The following is a 19,298-nucleotide window of genomic DNA, read 5'->3' as shown; positions in this document are numbered from 1 at the left end:
ATGCACATGACTGATCTTCGTAATGCCTGGACTGGCGCTTCGGCGCTCTTGTTCGACCTCGACGGCGTGCTGACGCCCACTGCCGTGGTGCACGAGCAAGCATGGCAGGAACTCTTCGATGGCTACCTTGCCGAGGCAGGCCACCCGCAGCGATACCAGGAAAGCGACTACTTCGATCACATCGACGGCAAGCCACGCTTCGACGGCGTCCGGGACTTCCTGACCTCGCGCGGCATCACGCTGCCGGAAGGGCCGCTGGATGACGCCACCACGAATGAAACGGTGCAGGGCCTGGGAAACCGCAAGAACGCAATCTTCAACGAGATCGTGGACACGCGCGGCGTCGAGCCCTTCCCGGGCTCGGTAAAGTTCATCAACGCCGCGCTCGAGCTGGGACTCAAGGTCGCCGTCGTGTCCTCGTCACGGAACGCCCCCGCCGTACTGAAGGCAGCCGGACTTGACCACCACTTCACGGTGGTCGTCGATGGTCAGGTAGCCGCCGCCGTCGGGCTTCCGGGCAAGCCGGATCCGGCCACGTTCACCTACGCAGCTTCCCTGCTGGACGTGCCCACCCAGGAATGCATCGTGGTGGAAGACGCCGTTTCCGGCGTCCAGGCGGGCAGCGCCGGCAACTTCCAGGCCGTCATCGGTGTGGACCGCGGCGCCGGCCGCCAAACACTGCTCGACGCCGGCGCCACCCTTGTGGTCGATGACCTCAACGATCTTCTCTGACCCTACTTTTCGAAGGACCTCTTTAGCCCATGGCACTCATCAGCTCTGATCGGCTGCGCTTTCCCTGCGAGCCTTGGAAGCTCGTGGAAAGTATCCACGTCCCCGGGGACGAGGGAACCCTGGAAACGCTGTTCGCCCTTGGCAACGGCCACCTTGGCGTCCGTGGGGCCCATTCCACGCGGGGCGACGGGGAGCTTCCCGGAACGTTCATCAACGGCTTCCACGAGATTTGGGACATCAAGCACGCCGAGAACGCATACGGTTTTGCGCGTACCGGCCAGCGGATTGTGTACGTCCCGGACGCCAATAATTTCACGGTATCAATCGATGGTGAGCCCCTGAGTCTGGCCGAATCCACGGTGCTGGACTACCACCGAAGTGTGGACTTCTCCACAGGCGTCTATGAGGAAACCACCACGTGGGCTTGCCGCTCCGGCGCTACCGTCACCACGGTGGAGCGCCGCGCCGTCGGGTTCGACTCGCGCGGATGTCTTGGCCTGGAACTGTCCGTGAGCGCTGACCGCGACGTGTCCGCGGACATCGTTTCCGGCGTCGTAAACCGCCAGGACCAGCCTGTGGAGGACCACTCGGTCCATGACCCCAGGAGATCCGGCCGGCACGCCGGCCGTGTTCTGTTGCCGCTGCACCTCCAGGGCGCCGATGGCTCATTGCGCCTGGCGTGGGAGACCTCGGAATCCCGCCAGCGCATCGCCATGGCCGTGGATCACTGGATCTCCGCGGAAGGCCAGCCCTTCGAGACTGTCGTCGCAGAGGACGAATCATCCGTTCGCTACGTCCTGGCCATCAACAGCGGCGAAGCGTTCCGTCTGGAGAAAACCGTCAGCTACGTCGTGGCCGGGCGCACACTGGCGGACGACGACGGCGGCGAGAGCCTGGCGGCGGACGCCGAGGCCAACCTGGTGCCGTTCTCCGAAATCCTCGCGCAGAGCCAGGCCCACTACAGCCAGTACTGGACCACCGCGGATGTGGCCATCGGCGGCCAGCCCGAACTCCAGCAAGCCGTGCGGTGGGCCCTCTTCCAGCTTGCGCAGGCAACAGCCCGCGCCGGGGTCGCCGGCATTCCTGCGAAGGGCGTCAGTGGCTCCGGGTATGAAGGCCACTACTTCTGGGACCAAGAGGTCTACCTGCTCCCTTATCTGACGTACACCAATCCTGACGGTGCCCGGAAGGTGCTCGAATCACGGCACGCTATGCTTCCGGACGCGCGTGTCCGCGCCAAGGAACTCAGCGTGGACGGAGCTCTGTTCCCATGGCGCACCATCAACGGGCTGGAAGCGAGTGCCTACTACGCGGCCGGAACAGCCCAATTCCACATCGCAGCGGCCATCGCTTTTGCCGCCAACCGGTACGAGTGGGCCAGCGGCGACGCCAGCTTCCGCGCCGACATCGGTGCCGACCTGCTGATTGAGACGGCACGCATGTGGGTCTCCCTGGGTTTCTTCGGCAAGGATGGCCTTTTCCACATTCACGGCGTCACCGGGCCGGATGAATACACGGCCGTGGTCAACGACAACCTCTACACCAACGTTATGGCGCGGTTTAACCTCCGTGCCGCGGCTGCCTTGGAACACGAAGGCATCGCTGACACGGAACGTTTGGTGTGGCGCCAAGCTGCCGAGCGCATGTCCCTGCCCTACGATCCCCACCTGGAGGTCTTCAGCCAGGACAACGACTTCATGACCTTGGAGCCGTGGGATTGGAATACGCCCAAGTCCAAGTACCCCCTCCTCCTGAACTTCCACCCCTTGGTGATCTACCGGCACCAGGTCCTTAAGCAGGCCGATACAGTGCTGGCCATGTTCCTCCAGTGGCAAGACTTCTCAGCCGAGGAAAAGCAGCGCGCCTTCGACTTCTATGACCCCATCACCACCGGCGACTCCACCCTCTCCGCCTGCGTGCAGGGCATCATGGCTGCCGAAGTTGGGTATGGCGACGTCGCGCTGAAGCACTTCACCGAAGCGTTGTTCATTGACCTGGACAACTCACATGGCAACACGATCGATGGCGTCCACATCGCCTCCACCGGCGGAATTTGGAGCTCGTTGGTCTGCGGTTTCGCCGGAATGCGTGATCAGGGCGAGGTACTGCGCTTCGATCCGCGGCTGCCCGTGGAGTGGGAAGGCCTCTCCTTCAGGCTCAAGGTCCGTGGCCGTTTGCTGTCTGTGGAACTCGTTCAGGGATCCATCGCGCTCGCGCTCGTTACCGGTTCCGGTTACAGCGATGAGCCGCTGCTGATTCGGGTTCGGGATCACGACGTCACCGTCAGCGCGGACACCATCACGGTGCCGCTGGACACGGTACCCGTGCCGCCGCCGTCGATCTTTCCCAGCGTCTTCCCGACCGCAGGACTGCCGATCGTTCGGGCATAGACCGGCACGGCTCTTTGGGCTAGGTCGCAGCATTAGCGGTTGTTCCCCGCCGTGGGAACAACCGCTAATGCGCCTCAGTTGGGGGAGGGAAACGAAGACGTGTGGTCCTCAATGAGGCCACTTGCTGCGATTTCCCTCAGCGTGTAAATAGCCCTGGCTGCTGCGCCTTTGTCCCTATAAGTGACGGTGAGCGCGAGTTCGATCCCGTCATCATCGACCAGGCGTACCCTGCAGTCACCGTCAGTGGCGTCAACGACTTCGAAATGCCCCGCCATTAAGCGGCACCCCGCTGCATTGCGTCGGCCGCGTGCGAATTGTCCGATGAACGACGCCGATCCAACTCGGTGTTGATGAGCTCCAGAAGCGCTTGGGCCGGCTCGGACAAATGATGGGTATCAGCCGAGCCCAGCTGATCGCAGTGGATGAGGACGTGGCGGATGCGTTCAAGCTCGCGCGATGGAACCAAAGGCCACCGGTGAAACAGTTGCCGTACGGCTATCGCCCCGAGGAGGGCGTCGGGTTTGTTGGGCGCGACATGGTGTCCTGCTGCTCTTCTTCGAGCAACAGCAGCCGCGGAAGACGCGACTCCATGTGCGAGGAGGATCTCGGATTTAAGGGAATTGGGGGCCATGCGGACCTCCCGGAATAGAACGAGGGAAGCCGGCTGCGTGACTTTCAATCCAGCTTACAGAATGTGAGTTATGTCATGTCAATCATTACGTGATCTGCAACGGTCACATGATGTCGGCCTAGTCCTCGAACGGGGGTAATCCTCCTCGTATCGGGATCCGAGGGGTGGGGCTTTGGACTGGTATTTGTGTCCGGTGGGGGTGCTGATTTCCAGTTGATGCCGCCCACCGGGGATTGTTTTGGCGGTCCAGCCGGGGTTTTCTTTGGTGTGGTTGCAGGCTTCGCAGAGTCCAGCGCCGTTGCCCAGGTTGGTGGCGCCGCCATTGTGCCAGGGGACGATGTGGTCGATGTGGCGGATGGGCGCGTCACAGTAGGGTGTGCGGCAAGTGTCGTCGCGGGTTTGGATGAAGCGGCGCATCCCGGGTGGAAAGAGCCTGGCTTTGGAGTCCATGGCCAGCAGTTCACCGCTGGCAGGTGAGGTGTAGAGCCGGCGGAGCAAGACTTTGAAATCCTTACTTTCCTTGGACTCCGGGCTCCCAGCGGCCTGCCCTCCGGTGACGAGGTTTCTTGCCCATCCGGCGGGGACGATTCCGTAGCCTTGGAGCCGTGCTGGTTCGCTGTCGCTTTGGAAGAGGGCGCGGTCGGTCATGACGAGCTGCACATTGATGCCGCTGATGCCGCTTGGGGTGCCAGTGAGGCGTTCGACGAGGGTGTCGGCCATGACCTGTGCCCGGGTCCGGGTGTCCCCGCCGGAGCGGGCGGAGCCGGCATGGCGGCTGAGCGCGGCGTAGGCGGCGACGCCTTGGGCGGCGGGGAGCAGCGCGGTAAGGATCGTCATGGTGTCCGGGGCGGGGCGGAGGCTGACGTGCCGTTCGGATGCGGCGTCCTCTGCGCGTTGGGTGACGGAGCGTGGGTCACGCCGGTAGGCTGCGGCTCGTGCGACGGCGATGATGGTTTTGTCCCCGGCGCCGTCGAACGTTCCGGTATCCGGGGCGAGTTCCTCGTCAACGGCTGCCCGGTCTTCGACGGAGAGGCAGGCTGTTTCCTTCACCAGCAGGGTGGCCCGCCATTCGTTCAGTTGCCCGGTTTCCAGGGCGGTCATGGTGCGGGGCATTTCCGAGACCAAGGCCTTGGCCAGTCCGAGGAGCCGGGAGCCCTTGTTGGGTGATTCACGCCGTGCAAGGGCGATCTGCGCACCCACACCCTGACCCTGCTCAGCGGAGGGGACGCCAGTGGCGGCTTGTTCGCGGCGTTGGGCACGGTCGAACGCGACCGACGTTCGCGCCTGCAAAGCCGCGATCGCTGACTTCACGTCTTCCAGGCCACGTATCTGGTCGATTAGCTCATTGCTAGCTGCGCCGACCTGGAATGAGCCCAGCGTCGCAAGCAAATCCGCAACATCAGAGCCCCGAGAGCCAGTAGCCACAGGTACAGAACCAGGCACAGCGGAAGCCGCCTTAGCTGCTTGGCCCTCTCGGTTTTGCTCCATACTCTTCCAGCAGCCATCTGCGTTAGGGACGGGCCAAAGCGCCTATGTGGAAAACCATCCAAATCATGCCTCCCTGTGTTCACCCAGCACCGTGAATTAGGATCAGATGCTAGGGAAACAAGCTTCACGCTTATCGAAGGATCATGGGATGGACGCAAACGGCCACGCTAAGGGCTATTGGTACGGCAAGGACCCTGGACAGAAAGCCCTTGCCGTTGACGTCCTCAATGCCCTCCGGGATTATCGTGTCTCGGAACAGGCCATGCGTCGACGCACCCGGTCGGCCATGGGCATGGGTGAAAAGGACCTCTTGGCCTTGCGGTACCTTTTCGAAGCTGAAGCTGCGGGCAAGGTGATGAAACCCAAGGACCTGGGCGACCGCTTGGGCATAACGTCAGCGTCAATGACCACGCTGATCGATCGTTTGGTGGAGTCCGGACACATCCGGCGAGAAGCGCATCCTTCGGATCGTCGGGCCTTGATCCTGCGGCCTACTGCAGGTTCGGACCAGGAAGTCCGGCACACGCTGGGTGGCATGCATCGCCGGATTCTGGACGTTGCAAGCGCGCTGAGTCCGGAAGAAGCGCGGGTGGTCATGGACTTTCTTGAGCACATGCGCGAGGCCGTGGACGCGATCGACGACGACCCAACCGATGAACAACCACAGGACCCGGGATCTACCGCTTCATGACGTCAGGTTCCATTGCAGGATCAGTATCAGCGTGAGCAGGAATCCCGATCCGTAGTTGAGCCAGATGAAACGGCGCCACGCAGTGTTGGTGCGTGCCGCCGTCGTATCCGTGACGTTCCACCAGGGAGCGCAATTGGCGATATACGGGACGGCGATGGCTGCTGCGAGCGGCCCGGGCCACGGCGTGGCCAGCATGGCGAGACCCGCAACAAGCCAGAGCACGACGGCGAGCCGCACCGTTCGCCGGGCACCGAAGACTGTCGCTATGGAAGCGATATTTGCCTGCCGGTCCGGTTCGATGTCCTGGACGGCTCCAAAGGCGTGCGCCGCCATGCCCCACAAGAAGAATGCGGCGAGCAGGATCAGCAGTCCCGGCGTCATCTCGGCGCCCGCCAACGTCAAAGCTACGACGGCGGGACTTACGAAGTGCGTACTGGACGTCAGCGAGTCCAGGACAGGACGTTCCTTGAAACGCAGTCCCGCCACGGAATAGGCGACCACGGCGAAGGCGCTCACGGCGATGCTCAGCCATGCAGCAGGGCCACCCGCAAGCGCCAGCACAACAAGGAATGGCACATTGGTGATGGCGGCGAGCCACAGCATTGGCCGGTGCAGCCTCGGTTGAAGCAGGGCGCCTTCAATGCCGCCTTTTCGCGGGTTCTGCAGGTCCGAGGCGTAGTCGAACACATCGTTGATGCCGTACATCGCCAGGTTGTAGGGGATGAGGAAATACAGCGTGCCGACCACCAGCACCCAGTCGACCTCTCGAGTAGTCAGAAACATCGCCGCAGCGAACGGATATGCCGTGTTGATCCAACTAATGGGGCGTGACGCCAGTAGGGCTTGGGGGATGAGGCCTTTGAGGTTCCTGCGCTGTATTGGCTGCCGCCCCCGCGTCAACCATACCCAGAGCCCGGGAAGAACCAGCACGCCCGCCAAGGGGTAGGCGAAGTCCTCCACGGGTGCGAGCCCGATCTTCAGGCCCAGAATATGTGAGGCGTCGTAGCGGAAGAGTTCCATCCCGATCATCACGGAGTCGAAAGCCGCTGTCAGCACCGCCAGAGCCCCGAAGGCAAGGCCGGCCGCCTTCCAGTGCTGCCTGGCTTCGCTGGAACTGGCGCCCTTCCGGACGCAAGCCACGCCCACCACGGCCGCTAGCGCAACGAACACGAGTGAGAGCCACAAGTACGTCATACGCTCTTCTTCTCAAGTCGCTGATCGTCGGGTGGCCGACCCTCCAGTCGCCGATCCTCGCGTCGCCGGTCGCTCTCACGCGGCAGCCTGGAACTGCGCCCAAGAATCCGCCGCGCTCCTGTGTAAAGCACCATCGTGCACAGCACCAGGAAGAGCAGGAAGACAGGCTCTTCAAGGGGCAATTGCGGTCCGAGCATCACCCCGGTTGCGATTGCACCCTCTCCACGCAGGAAGATTCCCAGACCGATACCGGCCAGGTCCCAGCCCAGTAGGAACAGAATCCCGACGCCGGTCACGATCGCCGCCGCTCTGGCGTCGCGCCAGAAGAACAACCGGAATCGGTGATCCAGCATCAGCATGCACACAGTGCCGGTCAGCAGCGCGGCCAGATAGACGATGCCCATCAGCGCATCCTGCTGGCGGTAGGCTTCACGCGGCTGGGGTCGATAACGGTGGGCCCGGCGCTGTGGTCCCCGCGAATCCTTTTCAGCACCAGTTCCGCACTGATGAGGCACATGGGAACGCCTACGCCTGGTGCGGTGGTGGCACCGGCATAGAACAGCCCCGCCACGCGCTTGGAAGCATTCTGGGCACGGAACATCGCGCTCTGTCCAAGGGTGTGCGCCGGGCCGAGCATGCCCCCACGCCAGGAGTTGTAGTCGCGGGAGAAATCTCCGGGTCCAATAGTCTGCCGGACCACGATGCGTTCACGGAGATCGGGAATGTTGGCCCATTCCGAGATCTGGTCGATGGCGGCGTCGGCAGTCCTCTCGATGAGGGAGTCGCCTGCACCGTCCGGCCCGCCTGATCCGATTCCCGGGTCCGCGGGTATGGGAATCAGCACAAAGAGGTTCTCGTGCTCCCGTGGGGCAACGCCTGGGTCTGTGGTACTGGGTTTGCAAACATAGATGGAAGCGGGGTCCGGGATACTGGGCTGATTGCCGAAGATCGACTCGAAGTTTGCCTGCCAGTCCCTGGTGAAGAACAACGAATGGTGCGGGAGTTCAGGCAACCGCCCCTTCACGCCGAGCATCACCAGTACAGCACCGGGACCGCTGGTTCGGCGCCGCCACCATGTGGCCGGATAACTCTGGTCCTCAGCGGCCAACAGGGCGGTTTCTGTATGGTGCAAATCCGCACCGGAAACCACGATGTCCGCAACGCTGAAATGCTCGCTGCCCTGCTTCTCCCGCCACCGGACGCCGGTCACCTCGCGTTTGGCGGTTCCAGGCAATCGACGACGGCGGTCCAAACCGCCCAGATGCCCCTTGCCTCCAGCCCGGGCTGCTTCTCGGGTGGTGATCTGGACGACCTCGGCCCCGGTTTGGATGCGTACACCGGCTTCACGTGCCAACGCTTCGAGGCGCTCCACGAGGTGTGTGAAGCCACCCATGGGGTACTGGACGCCATCGCCAAGATCCAATGCGCTCATCAAGTGGTACATGGCGGGCGCCTCAGCCGGATTGGTGCCCAGGAAGACGGCTGGGTAGCCCAGGACCTGACGCAGCACAGGGTGGTGAAAACGCTGGGAAACAAACTTCTCCAGCGGAGTGAGCAGGAGGCGGGCCAGCTCCGGCAAACCGCGCAGGATCTCGGGCTGCAGTAGCGATTGCAGTTGGGTGAAGGGGTTGTAGAGGAAGAAGCGTTCAGCCATGTCCGAGGTTTGCTTTGCCGAAGCCAGGTAGGCTGCAAGGCGCTGTGCGCTCCCAGGTTCAACCCGCTCGAACGTCCGCATGACTTGTTCTCTGCCCAGCGGGACTGTGAGGGGATCCGGCCGCCCGCCGTCGTGGTTTGGTTCACTGAAAACGCGGTAGGCGGGATTGAGTGTGCGGAGATCGAGCTGTTCCGCGGTGCTGGTTCCCAACAGTTCAAAAAAGTGGTCAAAGACGCCAGGCATCAAGTACCACGACGGTCCGGTGTCGAAGCGAAAACCGCTCCGCTCCAACGTTCCGGCCCGGCCTCCCACGTGCTCGAGCCGCTCCAGAAGTTGCACCTCATGCCCTTCCTTCGCCAGGAGGGCGGCGGTGGCAAGCCCAGCGATGCCACCACCAATCACGACTGTCCGGGTGATTCGCGGCCGCATCATCAGCGGTGCTCCAGCCAGGTTGCTGCGACTGCCCGGGCGGCGAGCCCTGCCTTGAAAGCGTCAGGGACGCGCACACGGGAACGGTAGAGCTGGTCAATGTTGGTTTTTTCTATGCGGCGCGTCAGGGCGGCGAACAACGCCAGCGCACTTCTGACTGCGGCCCGGGCGTCGCGCGGAAGGAGGGGAATGACCGAGTTGGCATCGTCCAACTGGGCACGGATCGTCTTCACCCATTCCAAACGATCCCGGTCCTCGAGGTGGTCTGCCATACCCAGATAGTTGCGGCCCAGCCGGGCCGTGTCATCGGAGAGGTCGCGCAGGAAGTTGATGTTTTGGAAAGCAGCGCCCAACCTGCTGGCGCCATACCGCAAAGCCGCGGCATCGCCGTCGTCGACGTTCTCCCCGCGCATGAAGACGCGAAGGCACATCAGCCCAACTACCTCGGCCGAACCGTACACGTACCCCTGATGAGCCGCGGCATCAAATCGGAGAGGAACGGCGAGCGTTGCCGTGCGCTCGCCGAGGTCCGTGCGCATTGAGGCGAAAAAGGGGTCGATCAGGGACTCATCTATCCCCGCCACACGTGCCGTCTGGGCGAAGGCGTGGATGATGAGATCGCTGCTGTAGCCGATCCGGAGCGCTCGATGGGTTTCGTCGATGAAGTGGTCCAAGGCGTCGTTTTGCTGTTGGTGACTCAGGCCGGCTTCGGCAGTGACGCCGTCAACGAGTTCATCGGCCACGCGCACCAAAGCGTAAATGTTGCGTACGTGCTGGCGGTGGCGGGGTCCGAGGATCCGGGTTGCGAGCCCGAAGGAGGTGGAATAGGCGGCAATGACCTGGTTTGCGGCGCGTTCGGCCGTCCGCGTGAAATGCGTAAAGGACGTATCGATATCGATGCTCATGATTGGCGTCCTTTCAGTTGCGCGGCGAGATCGATCAGGACGTTGCGTGCGGTTTCCGGAATGTTTGCTGCGTGGCTCCGTAGGATTTCGTGGAAGTCTGCCAGTTGCTCCCGGATCAAGCCTTGGACGAAGGCCTCGGCCCCGCAGTCGCTAAGCTGTCGGCGTACGTGCTCCGCCTGCAGGCCGCTGAGTTCGGACCTACCGAACCAGGGCTCAATCGCTGGCCACGCGCTGGTCATCCGCGCATACGCGATGATGGCCGTTTGTTTGCCTTCACGCAGATCGGAAAAGGGATCCTTGCCGTGCTGGCGGGGATCCCCGAACGTGGACAAGAAGTCGTCCTGGAGTTGGAAAGCCAGCCCAAGATGTCGGCCCGCCGTGGCGAGGACCGATTCCGTGGAAGGTTCAGCACCGGCCAGGGCGGCGGCCGCGCGAAGCGGAAGTTCGAAGGTATAGGTGGCGGTCTTGTATCCGCACATCATGAGGATTGTCTCAAGTTCGGGGGCGATGACGCCGTCGCCCAGCCCCACGTCGAGTTGCTCTCCGGCCACTGTCTCGATAATCGTGTGTTCCAGGAGATCGAGGAGCCGGAGACGCAGCGGGTGGGGTAGGTCCGCCCTTGCGAACGCCTGATGGGTGGCGGCCAACAACATATCGCCCATCAGGATCCCGCCCGTGCGGGCCCAATGCAGAATTGCCTGTTGCCCGGGCTGGCTACCGGCGCGGGGGAGTCCGGCTTCCGTCAGGAGGGACCCGATCAGGTTTGGCCTGCCGCGGCGGACAAGGTCGCCGTCGATCACGTCATCATGCAGGAGGAAGGCGTAGTGAAGGAGCTCGACGGCGGCCGCGATGCTGATGGCGGTCTGCCGGTTTGAATGATGACGGTCCGTGCGCATGCCGGGCTCTTGCAGGGCGTCGTACATTTCCATGAGGAGTAGCGGACGAACAAATTTCCCGCCGAGCACGTTCTCACCGGCAAGCGCCCAAAGCCGGGCAAAACCGGGACCGTACGGGGCCGCTGCAAGGGCTCTCCCGGACATGATTCCACCCAATTCGTCCTCGATGGCGGAGCAGAGATCGGTCCTACGGCGATCAGTCTTGACGCGCGTGGCACTGGACGTGAGAGTCATGCTCGTGCTCCGAGGCCCAGCGCTTGAGCTTCGACGAGCTGGGGAAATTGCAGTGCCAGCCATGGGCTGAACGCGTCAGGAGTCCTCTCCAGGGCTTCTGCAAGGAGTCCTGGCGACATCCATGCGTAGTCAGACACTTCGAGTGGATTTGGCCTGAGCGATCCCAGCACCCGGGCCACGTAGACAGGGCAAAGCTCATTCTCGACGATTCCCGAAGGGTCGACGGCGCGATAACGGAAGTCAGGGAGGACCAGCTCGACTCGCCGCACGTCCACTCCCAGTTCATAATGCGCGCGACGGAGAACAGCATCCTCGGCGTCCTCGCCGGGAGCCGGATGGCCGCAAAAGCTGTTGGTCCACACACCTGGCCACGTCTTCTTCTCAGGGGAGCGGCGTGTGAGGAGGAGTTCGCCAAGGTCATTGAGCAGGTAGCAGGAAAAGGCAAGATGCAGTGGCGTCTCTTGGGTGTGGACTGCTTCTTTGGGGGTTTCGCCGATGGGCCTACCGGCGTCGTCGAGAAGGACGACCATTTCTGTCGCGTTCATTCTTTGCCTTCCTCTGGCCCATGGAACGTGAAGATCCATTCAGATATTGCTAGACAAGCTAGCTAGAAGGCTACCATGTATGCAGTTAGGTGTAACATACTCAGAATGAACAGCCCGGATGAAATCGAAGCCTCCGTTTCCCCTGGCATGTACGACATGGACGTGAACGACCCCCAGCACGACCTCGTAGACCGTGAGGGCCTATCCCGGGAAGACGTCCAACAGATCAGTCAACTGATGGCCTCGCTTGAAAGGTTGCGTGATTCCGAACAGTGGCTCTCTGAAACATCGCTGAAATTCATGAAACTCAACCACTCGGACATGCGGGCCCTCCACTATCTGATCGTCAGCGCGAATAGCGGAGTCATTGCCACCCCCGGGGCCATTGCTGCGCACCTGGGCATTTCGACGGCGTCCACCACCAAACTTCTCGACCGGCTGGAACGCGCGGGGCACATCGAAAGACAAGCGCACCCCACGGACAGGAGGGCCCTTGCGATCGCGATCACCCCTGAAACCCACGAGACGGCCATGCGGACCGTAGGGCGCCAGCAAGCCAGGCGTTTTCTGGCCGCCGCCCGCCTGACTCCTGAGGAGCGTGAAACGGTGAGGCGCTTCCTGGATGACTTGGCCAGGGAGCTTTCTGCGAGGTAGGGGGCGGATTAGTGCCTTAGGAATTGCCGCTAACAGTCAACGTAATGAGCACTATGTTCAGCCCCACGATCAAGGTGGCACTCGTCCAGCCCGCGATCTTCAACGCCGTGCTGTCAGTATGGATGCCCATGACCTCGCGCTTACCAGTGAGCCTGATGAGCGGGATCAGCGCGAAGGGAATACCAAAGCTCAGCAGGACCTGGCTCAGCACCAACGCCAGGGTGGGCTCAACGCCGGCACCCAGAACGATCAATGCCGGAATGAGGGTGATCACGCGGCGGGTCAGCAGCGGGATGCGCACCTTCAAGAGGCCGCCCATGATGGTTGCACCCGCATAGCAGCCTACCGACGTCGACGCGAGGCCGGAGGCGAGCAAGCCAATTGCGAAGACGACGCCGATAGCCGGACCAAGTGCCGACGTCACGGCCGCGTGGGCGCCGGCAATCGTATCCGTTCCCTCGATTCCCCGGAGGCTGGTGGCAGCCAGTAGGAGCATCGAAATGTTCACCACACCGGCGAGCAAAAGAGCGCCCACAACATCAACGCGGGTTGCGCGGATCAGCCGCGTCCGTACAGCCGGGTCTTCAGAAAAGCCGTGGCGGTCCCGCGCCAAGGCCGAGTGCAGGTAAATCGCGTGCGGCATCACGGTGGCACCAAGCATGCTGGCTGCCAACAGGACCGTATCCGTGCCCTCAAAGCGTGGCAGCAAGCCGCCCAGTGCACTTCCCGCGTCCGGAGGGTTGACGAACAAGCCGGACACAAACCCGACGGCAATGATTCCCAGCAACACCAGGATCGCGTACTCAAAGGAGCGTTGGCCCCGCTGGGACTGCAACGCCAACAGCATCATCGATGCGACACCCACGATGAGACCACCGGCCAGCAGCGGTAGCCCGAACAAGAGATTGAGCGCAACCGCACCGCCAATCACCTCGGCCATGTCCGTGGCACCGGCAACGATCTCGGCCTGCGCCCAGTAAAGGCGCCGACGCTTGGTGCCAAGCCGCTTGCCGAGAATCTCCGGAAGGCTCAGGCCGGTTGCCAGGCCGAGCTTCGCTGATTGGTACTGTACAAGGACTGCCATGGCGTTGGCTGCAACCAGCACCCATACCAGCAAATATCCGTAGTTGGCTCCGGCCGTCAGGTTTGCGGCCACATTGCCGGGATCGACGTAGGCGATCGCCGCCACGAAAGCAGGGCCAAGCAGGAGCAGCCGCGACCAGACTTTCGCCGGTGCAGGTCGTCTTAGCAGGCTGGGGGCGGTCATCGGTTCATCCTCATCATCGCGGAATTCTCTTTTGAGGATAGCCGAAAGTTAGGCGTACCGAAAACGAGTTTTTAGGCGCTCCGTTTTGGTGCGCTCTGCGTCATTGTTCAACTCGGAGCGCGCCTTGGGAACATGTCCGACTCGATGGAGCCTCAGGCATTGATGCTCGGTTTTCCTGAAGCTCATGGGAGTTATCTGGATAAAGGGGACCGCGACTGTCTCCCTTTAACGGAGGCCGACCAGGCTACGACTGGTCGGCCTCTCTTGCGTCGACGGGAATGAGGAAAGGTCGGCCTGTTCGCGGACGACGAACTAATGGGCAAGGCGCGGATCTTCGTCGGACCACCAGACATCCGCAGCAGCAGAAGGACGCAGGTGGCGCCCATTGGATCTTGCCGTGGGCCATACGCCATTGCACGCCTAAGTAATCGGGCATCGTACCGCCGATTTAGGAAGCCGTCCCCGGAACAGGCGGCCGACCGCAGCTGGTGATGCCTCGTGGTAGCTCCGATGCCGCGGCGACGACAAACGACGCCGTCGAACGGTTACCGGGTCCCGCAGTTACGCCGTTTGGGGCGGGTTCCCGTGCCTTAGTTTCCGCTAGTGAGCGTGAATGATTCACCGTCGTTCACGAAATGAACGCCGATTTACACAACGTCGAGCTGGGACGGCACCTTGCCCAAAAAGGGGCGACGTCGTCCTCGGCCATCTGCTGTCTTGCGAAACCGAAGCGAGAACGCCCGGCTAACCGGGCTGAGTGAACGCACGATCAGCGCGTGGAACCCCGTCCCTCCTGTGTCGCAGGAGCATCGCGGCTAAGGAGCAGGGATTTAGAAAACAGCCCTAGGGGCAGTTGGCCACCGTTTGGGGAACCGGGATGATCAGGTGGGCGCCGGTGCCTGGGTTGTTCTGGGGCCTTTGCTCCTGGACTTCCACATGGACAGGCCGTCGCGTGGCGCGGAGGCGAATCAGTGCTACTGCGGAGATGAGGAACCACGCCACGTTGGTGGCCACCGACGGCCAGGCAGCGTGCATTGTGCCGTTGACGATGAAGGCGCAAGAACCAAACAGGTTCACGGTCTGGAAACTGACACCCGGCTTCAACCAACCCATGGAGACAGACATGTAAGAACCGAGCATCGCCACAGCGCCAGCCCAGCCGGTCATTTCCCACAGCAGTTCCATTGGATTCCTTTCAGGACGAAGCGCCCGGCAGGCCAGCCGGTTACAGGTGTTTTCAGGAGTAGGGCTGTCTTGGGTCTGACCTTTACGGGATCCACGAACAGCAGCTCTGAGATAGATATTGGTGCAGATTCTCATTTAGTTCAATTGCATTCCTCTGAATCCCGTATTTAGGATTTCTTAACATGGAGATGGACCCACGGAGATTGCTGGTTCTCCTTGCCGTTGCACGCACAGGAGGTGTCCTGGCCGCGGCGGACGAGTTGCGTATTACTCCCTCGGCGGTGTCACAACAGCTCAACAAACTGGAGAGCGAGGCGGGCCAGGCTCTGGTCATACGGACTCCCAAAGGTTCTGTCCTGACGCCCGCTGGATTGGCGGTGGCTGAGGCGGGGGAAGAGATAGAGCGAGCACTCAACGTTGCACGTGCCCGGATGCAAGGCGAAGCCCAAATCGCCGGGGTGGTCCGGGTTGGCGGATTCACCAGTTTCATGCGGACAGTGGTGATTCCACGGCTGCCCGAATGGCGCAGCCAGTACCCCGAGCTGCAGATCCAGATTGTGGAGGACAGCTTCCCGGCTCTGATGCGCCTCTTCCGCCAGCGACAGCTCGATGCCGTGGTGGTTGAACAGGATTCGACAGCTGCTGTGCAGCATCCACTTGCCGCCGGCATGGTTGAGGAGCCCTTGCTGGATGAACCTTGGAAGTTGGTGGTGCCCGCCGGATCACTGCTGGCCGCGGACAACATCGACCTCAGCCGCTTGCACCTTCCCTGGTTGGGGGTGGAACCGACGGCTGCCAACATTGCTGTTCTGGGGCGCCTCCGCCACTCCACCGGAGCCCGCGTGGACACGGTACATCAGTACCAGGACACGCTCACCGCCCTGGCACTCGTTGCCGCCGGCGAGGGGGTTGCGATCGTACCCACTCTGGCCCTCACCGGCGTGCTCCAGGATCATGTGGACGTCCTGGACGTACCTGGCCTGGGGACCAGGCACATTGCCCTCCGGCGGTATGAGCGTCGGAGACCAACGAGCCTGCCCTTGGACACGGTGGCACGCCTGTTCCGGGAATCAGCCGCCGCTTTCGACACGCGCGCGGGCTCCTAACCGGGCCACGGAAGTTCCTGCAGGACGGCGCCGGGGACTGCTTGTTCAATGCGGTGTCCGGGGGTTTCTCACGTAGCTGGCGGATCTCTCGGCTCACGTTCGGCGGACTGCACCGGAGTTCCGTGGCGATAGCGCTCCGTTCAGTTCGCTCCGCGTCATGGTTCAACTCGCGGTAACAAGAGGTCTCAGTACAGGAAGATGGGCAACCAGTCGCGGTTGTGCGCATGGACCAAGGCCAGGAACAGGACGAAATCGAAGAGCAGATGAACTGACACAACGTAGGTAAAGGACTTCGTCAGCTTGAACGTATATCCCTGCAGCAGCGCGAACGGGAAGGTCAGCAGGGGACCCCAGGCTTGGTAGCCGATCTCCCACAGGAAGGATGAGAAGACCACGGCTTGCAGGAGGTTGGCCAACCAGTCGGGGAAGTGTTGGCGCAACAGCGTGAAAGTGGTGCAGATGAAGAACAGTTCGTCCCAAATGCCCACGGAGTTCACTCCGAGGAAAAGGCGCCAGAAGATGCTGGGATCGGAGGCGTCCGGCCAATTGTGGTAGACGCCTGTCCGGATCAGGTATGCCGGGAGGATGAAGTATCCAAGCGCTACGACGCCCGCCAGGTATAGCTTCGCGGCGAGCGGCCATGGACGGCCAGTATTGACCGGAAATTTGATGATCCTTTCGTCGTACAGGTAGCGGGATACAAGCCACGGAACCAGCACGGCCAAAGCCAAGGCGCCACCCATGAGTGCCATGTGTTCGATGCTGAGATCTGCGTTCAGGGGCACAAGACTGATGGTGACCATTCCGGCTGCTATCAATGCCAGGTGCCGCATCAAGCGGGGGTCGATAAAGACAGCCGTGACAATGCTGGCCGTCACGAGTGCGTAGCCGAGAAAATCATTGCCCAGGGCGAAAAGCGGCACCCCGGACAGGGATAGCAGGCCCGCTGGCAAAAGCTTCCAGGTGAGCGCGGTCCGGGATTCCGTGGAAGTCGACATCACACCTCCAGCATCCCAGTGCTGGCTGCCGGACGACACGGTTTTCCCATACTGGCCGAGGCCCATAGCTGGAACGCGGCACTTCTCTGTAAGATTCGTGGCAAGGCCCATGCTTTTCCGGGTCAGGTCATGTCTGGCTTAGCCAGCGGGGGATACTCATAAAGGAATATTCAATGGCTCAAGAAGCGGGCTCTTTTCCACCGGGCGCCGGTGCCGATCACGCATCAGCGGAGGACGTCGACGCGTCCACCTTTGCCCAGGACATGACCATGCGCGAACAGGTGTTGGACATCATCGATGCCATCCTCACTGATTCTGATCCGAAGAGTGAAGAGGCCAGGAACAAACTTCGCCAGCTCATTGAGGCTCGTCCGGACGATCCCGAGGGCGCCTTGCTGGAGCACCTGCTGGAAACCCGGAAGGCGTCGGCCTCAGAGCCGGCGGTTCCGGTTCTGCAGGAAGTTTCCAGTGTCCACCTTGAGTCCTCCGATGCAGCGCGCACGGTGACCGTTCCCGTCAGCCAGGAGGTTCGGGAAGACATCCAGACAATACTTGCGGACAAGCTTTTGTTGACGGCCTTCCAGCCGGTCCACGCGCTGCCTGACGGAAACGTAGTGGGCGTCGAAGCGTTGACCCGGTTCGTCGGTGCGGACGGCGCGGGCGCGGATGTCTGGTTCCGCGAGGCTGCGGAAGCAGGCCTGGGGACTGAATTGGAGATCGCAGCCCTTCACTGCGCGCTGACTGCGGCCAAGGACGTCCCCCACGACATGTATGTTGCCTTGAACCTCACTCCGGCGACGTCCCGTGACCCGAGGGTGCGGAACCTGCTTGCTGCTGCCTCGCTGGCCCCGGACCGGATCATCGTTGAACTAACCGGCAGCCTGGAAGCCTTGGAAGGCCAAACGCGCGACGACGGACTCGGCCAGTTGCGCTCGCTCGGCTTGCGTGTTGCTGTCAGCGCTTCCGGGGCCGGTTTCGTTTCCATGGACCTGTTGAGCGAGCTGAGCCCGGACATCATTAAACTCGACCGCCATCTCATTGAAGGCATCGAAGGCAGCGAGGGACAACGGATCCGGGCCAGGGCAGTGGTGGAGCTCGCCCGGGAAGTTGGAGCTGCGGTGGTCGCGGAGGGCATCGAAACTCCGGCCGAACTCAAGGAAGTCACGGCATTAAAGGTGACTGCCGCCCAAGGATATTTGCTCGGACGTCCCTCGGTTCACCCCCTGGATTGGTCCGCCTGGAGCATTCGCGCGCAAGCTGAGGCCCAGCCGACGGGCTAGTTTCTTCAGGGTTCCCGCTCACTGTGCACGTTGTGCGGATCCGTTCCCACGTACGTCCCCGGCGGCATCCCGGCGCCAAAAACGGGCCCGGGATCCGGCCGCTTGGGGTGTCGGTTGTCGTCGGCGAGCCTTTGCGTGAGGCGTTGAAGAACCCAGGGAACCAGGTGTTCCCGTGCCCAGACGATGTCGTCCGCCCTCGCCTCCCGCCACGTACGTGGAGGCAGGGCCTTGGGAACCATCGGCTCCAAAGTGTGCGGGACATTGAGCGTATCCAGCACCATCGAGGCGATGGTGTGCTGGCCTAGCGGGGAGAAATGCAGCCGATCCGGATCCCACATTTGCGGGTTGGTGAGCTGACGCAACGCCCAGAGGTCGGCGATCACGGCGTCGTGGCGGGCCGCGATGATGCGCATGTTTTCGTTGAAGATGGCTACCTTGCCACGGGTGTGTCCGAGTACCGGGGTTGCACCCCAGTCGGGGCCGGCGAACAGCAGGATTGTTGCGCCGGTGGCCGCCAGGACTGTCACACCTGAATCAAGTTCGAGGGCGAGTTTGTCGGGATCGCTCCTATGGAACAGCAGGTCATTTCCACCGGCGTTGAGCGTAATGAGATCCGGCTGCAGCTCTAGGGCCGGGGCCACCTGCTCCTCCAGGATCTGGTGGAGCAGCCGTCCGCGCACTGCAAGGTTGGCGTACGCGAAGTCCTCGTGGCCGGCGCTCAGTTCTTCCGCGACCCTGTCAGCCCAGCCCCTGAGTCCGCCGGGGCTGCCGGGCTCCGGATCGCCCACCCCCTCGGTAAAGGAATCGCCCATCGCCACATAGCGGCTCCACGGGTGCAGGCGGTTCCCGGATCCGGTGGGACCCGGCGCCGGACTTCCATTCCCGCCACGACCGTCGGCGCTGGGCGCGTTCATTCCCCCATATTGCGCTCTCCCGCGGAGCAACGCCATGGGTTGTGCGGATTAGTAGTAAGTGTGCTTACCATGCAGGTTCGAGCCGGTTGCGTGGAAGGGCAAGGA

The 19,298-nt window shown here is 62.3% G+C and carries 19 protein-coding genes; 6 read left to right on the top strand and 13 right to left on the bottom strand.

Annotation, left to right across the window (positions count from 1 at the left end; genetic code table 11):
- Both ACFX4T_RS21750 and ACFX4T_RS21745 read left to right on the top strand, forming a co-directional pair.
- A complete protein-coding gene (locus tag ACFX4T_RS21750) occupies window positions 1–732 on the top strand; it encodes an HAD family hydrolase (RefSeq protein ID WP_377654074.1) in 732 nt (243 codons plus the stop codon).
- 29 nt (window positions 733–761) lie between these two features.
- Window positions 762–3,122 (top strand): glycoside hydrolase family 65 protein, encoded by a 2,361-nt coding sequence (locus tag ACFX4T_RS21745; protein WP_377654072.1) that lies wholly within the window; start codon window positions 762–764, stop codon window positions 3,120–3,122.
- 74 nt (window positions 3,123–3,196) lie between these two features.
- Here ACFX4T_RS21745 and ACFX4T_RS21740 read toward each other — a convergent pair whose 3' ends face one another.
- The 3 genes from ACFX4T_RS21740 to ACFX4T_RS21730 all read right to left on the bottom strand — a co-directional run bounded on the left by ACFX4T_RS21740 (window position 3,197) and on the right by ACFX4T_RS21730 (window position 5,241).
- Window positions 3,197–3,397: a YegP family protein gene (locus tag ACFX4T_RS21740; protein WP_377654070.1), complete on the bottom strand. Its 201-nt coding sequence runs from the start codon at window positions 3,395–3,397 to the stop codon at window positions 3,197–3,199.
- A complete protein-coding gene (locus ACFX4T_RS21735; RefSeq protein WP_377654068.1) occupies window positions 3,397–3,753 on the bottom strand; it encodes a hypothetical protein in 357 nt (118 codons plus the stop codon). Before ACFX4T_RS21735 ends, ACFX4T_RS21740 begins: the two co-directional genes overlap by 1 nt.
- A 78-nt stretch (window positions 3,754–3,831) precedes the next feature.
- A complete protein-coding gene (locus tag ACFX4T_RS21730) occupies window positions 3,832–5,241 on the bottom strand; it encodes a DUF222 domain-containing protein (protein WP_377654066.1) in 1,410 nt (469 codons plus the stop codon).
- A gap of 148 nt (window positions 5,242–5,389) precedes the next feature.
- Between ACFX4T_RS21730 and ACFX4T_RS21725 the strand changes: the two genes are divergently transcribed.
- Window positions 5,390–5,932: a MarR family winged helix-turn-helix transcriptional regulator gene (locus ACFX4T_RS21725; protein ID WP_377654064.1), complete on the top strand. Its 543-nt coding sequence runs from the start codon at window positions 5,390–5,392 to the stop codon at window positions 5,930–5,932.
- Here the strand turns inward: ACFX4T_RS21725 and ACFX4T_RS21720 are convergent.
- From ACFX4T_RS21720 to idi, 6 genes are read right to left on the bottom strand one after another with little or no spacing between them, the layout of a single operon-like run.
- Entirely contained in the window at window positions 5,927–7,126 is a 1,200-nt protein-coding gene (locus tag ACFX4T_RS21720; RefSeq protein ID WP_377654062.1) for a prenyltransferase, read from the bottom strand. The two genes, ACFX4T_RS21725 and ACFX4T_RS21720, sit on opposite strands and share 6 nt — an antisense overlap.
- A complete protein-coding gene (locus ACFX4T_RS21715) occupies window positions 7,123–7,530 on the bottom strand; it encodes a lycopene cyclase domain-containing protein (protein ID WP_377654060.1) in 408 nt (135 codons plus the stop codon). Before ACFX4T_RS21715 ends, ACFX4T_RS21720 begins: the two co-directional genes overlap by 4 nt.
- Complete coding sequence (crtI, locus tag ACFX4T_RS21710; RefSeq protein ID WP_377654113.1) at window positions 7,530–9,197, bottom strand: phytoene desaturase family protein; 1,668 nt, start codon at window positions 9,195–9,197, stop codon at window positions 7,530–7,532. The genes ACFX4T_RS21715 and crtI overlap by 1 nt, the downstream gene beginning before the upstream one ends.
- A gap of 14 nt (window positions 9,198–9,211) precedes the next feature.
- Entirely contained in the window at window positions 9,212–10,114 is a 903-nt protein-coding gene (locus ACFX4T_RS21705; protein WP_377654058.1) for a phytoene/squalene synthase family protein, read from the bottom strand.
- On the bottom strand, window positions 10,111–11,244 hold the full coding sequence (locus ACFX4T_RS21700; RefSeq protein ID WP_377654056.1) for a polyprenyl synthetase family protein: 1,134 nt from the start codon (window positions 11,242–11,244) through the stop codon (window positions 10,111–10,113). Before ACFX4T_RS21700 ends, ACFX4T_RS21705 begins: the two co-directional genes overlap by 4 nt.
- Complete coding sequence (gene idi / locus ACFX4T_RS21695) at window positions 11,241–11,789, bottom strand: isopentenyl-diphosphate Delta-isomerase (protein WP_216922476.1); 549 nt, start codon at window positions 11,787–11,789, stop codon at window positions 11,241–11,243. Before idi ends, ACFX4T_RS21700 begins: the two co-directional genes overlap by 4 nt.
- Window positions 11,790–11,894: 105 nt before the next feature.
- On the opposite strand from idi, the gene ACFX4T_RS21690 reads away from it, so the two are divergent.
- The gene (locus ACFX4T_RS21690) at window positions 11,895–12,443 is read left to right on the top strand and encodes a MarR family winged helix-turn-helix transcriptional regulator (protein ID WP_377654054.1); all 549 of its coding nucleotides are present in this window, start codon (window positions 11,895–11,897) and stop codon (window positions 12,441–12,443) included.
- A 16-nt stretch (window positions 12,444–12,459) separates the two neighbouring features.
- On the opposite strand, the gene ACFX4T_RS21685 is transcribed toward ACFX4T_RS21690, so the two are convergent.
- Together ACFX4T_RS21685 and ACFX4T_RS21680 are read right to left on the bottom strand one after the other, a co-directional pair.
- Window positions 12,460–13,710 carry an Nramp family divalent metal transporter gene (locus ACFX4T_RS21685; protein WP_223947629.1) on the bottom strand — a complete coding sequence of 417 codons (1,251 nt, stop codon included), beginning with the start codon at window positions 13,708–13,710 and terminating at the stop codon, window positions 12,460–12,462.
- 843 nt (window positions 13,711–14,553) lie between these two features.
- Window positions 14,554–14,895: a YgjV family protein gene (locus tag ACFX4T_RS21680; RefSeq protein WP_216922472.1), complete on the bottom strand. Its 342-nt coding sequence runs from the start codon at window positions 14,893–14,895 to the stop codon at window positions 14,554–14,556.
- Between the two features lie 182 nt (window positions 14,896–15,077).
- On the opposite strand from ACFX4T_RS21680, the gene ACFX4T_RS21675 reads away from it, so the two are divergent.
- A complete protein-coding gene (locus tag ACFX4T_RS21675) occupies window positions 15,078–16,001 on the top strand; it encodes a LysR family transcriptional regulator (RefSeq protein WP_377654051.1) in 924 nt (307 codons plus the stop codon).
- 185 nt (window positions 16,002–16,186) lie between these two features.
- Here ACFX4T_RS21675 and ACFX4T_RS21670 read toward each other — a convergent pair whose 3' ends face one another.
- Window positions 16,187–17,002, bottom strand: a complete 816-nt coding sequence (locus ACFX4T_RS21670) for a CPBP family intramembrane glutamic endopeptidase (protein ID WP_377654049.1) — start codon at window positions 17,000–17,002, stop codon at window positions 16,187–16,189.
- Between the two features lie 170 nt (window positions 17,003–17,172).
- Here ACFX4T_RS21670 and ACFX4T_RS21665 point away from each other — a divergent pair, with 170 nt between their 5' ends.
- Window positions 17,173–18,279: an EAL domain-containing protein gene (locus ACFX4T_RS21665; protein ID WP_216922466.1), complete on the top strand. Its 1,107-nt coding sequence runs from the start codon at window positions 17,173–17,175 to the stop codon at window positions 18,277–18,279.
- A gap of 5 nt (window positions 18,280–18,284) precedes the next feature.
- Here ACFX4T_RS21665 and ACFX4T_RS21660 read toward each other — a convergent pair whose 3' ends face one another.
- Window positions 18,285–19,193, bottom strand: coding sequence for an SGNH/GDSL hydrolase family protein (locus ACFX4T_RS21660; protein ID WP_223947633.1), 909 nt, complete (start codon window positions 19,191–19,193; stop codon window positions 18,285–18,287).
- Window positions 19,194–19,298: the final 105 nt, after the last annotated feature.

The sequence above is a fragment of the Paenarthrobacter sp. YIM B13468 genome, from assembly GCF_042788025.1.
Classification (GTDB): Bacteria; Actinomycetota; Actinomycetes; order Actinomycetales; family Micrococcaceae; genus Arthrobacter; species Arthrobacter aromaticivorans.
Note: the sequence above shows the minus strand (reverse complement) of the source record. Positions and strands in the feature narration are given on the sequence as shown.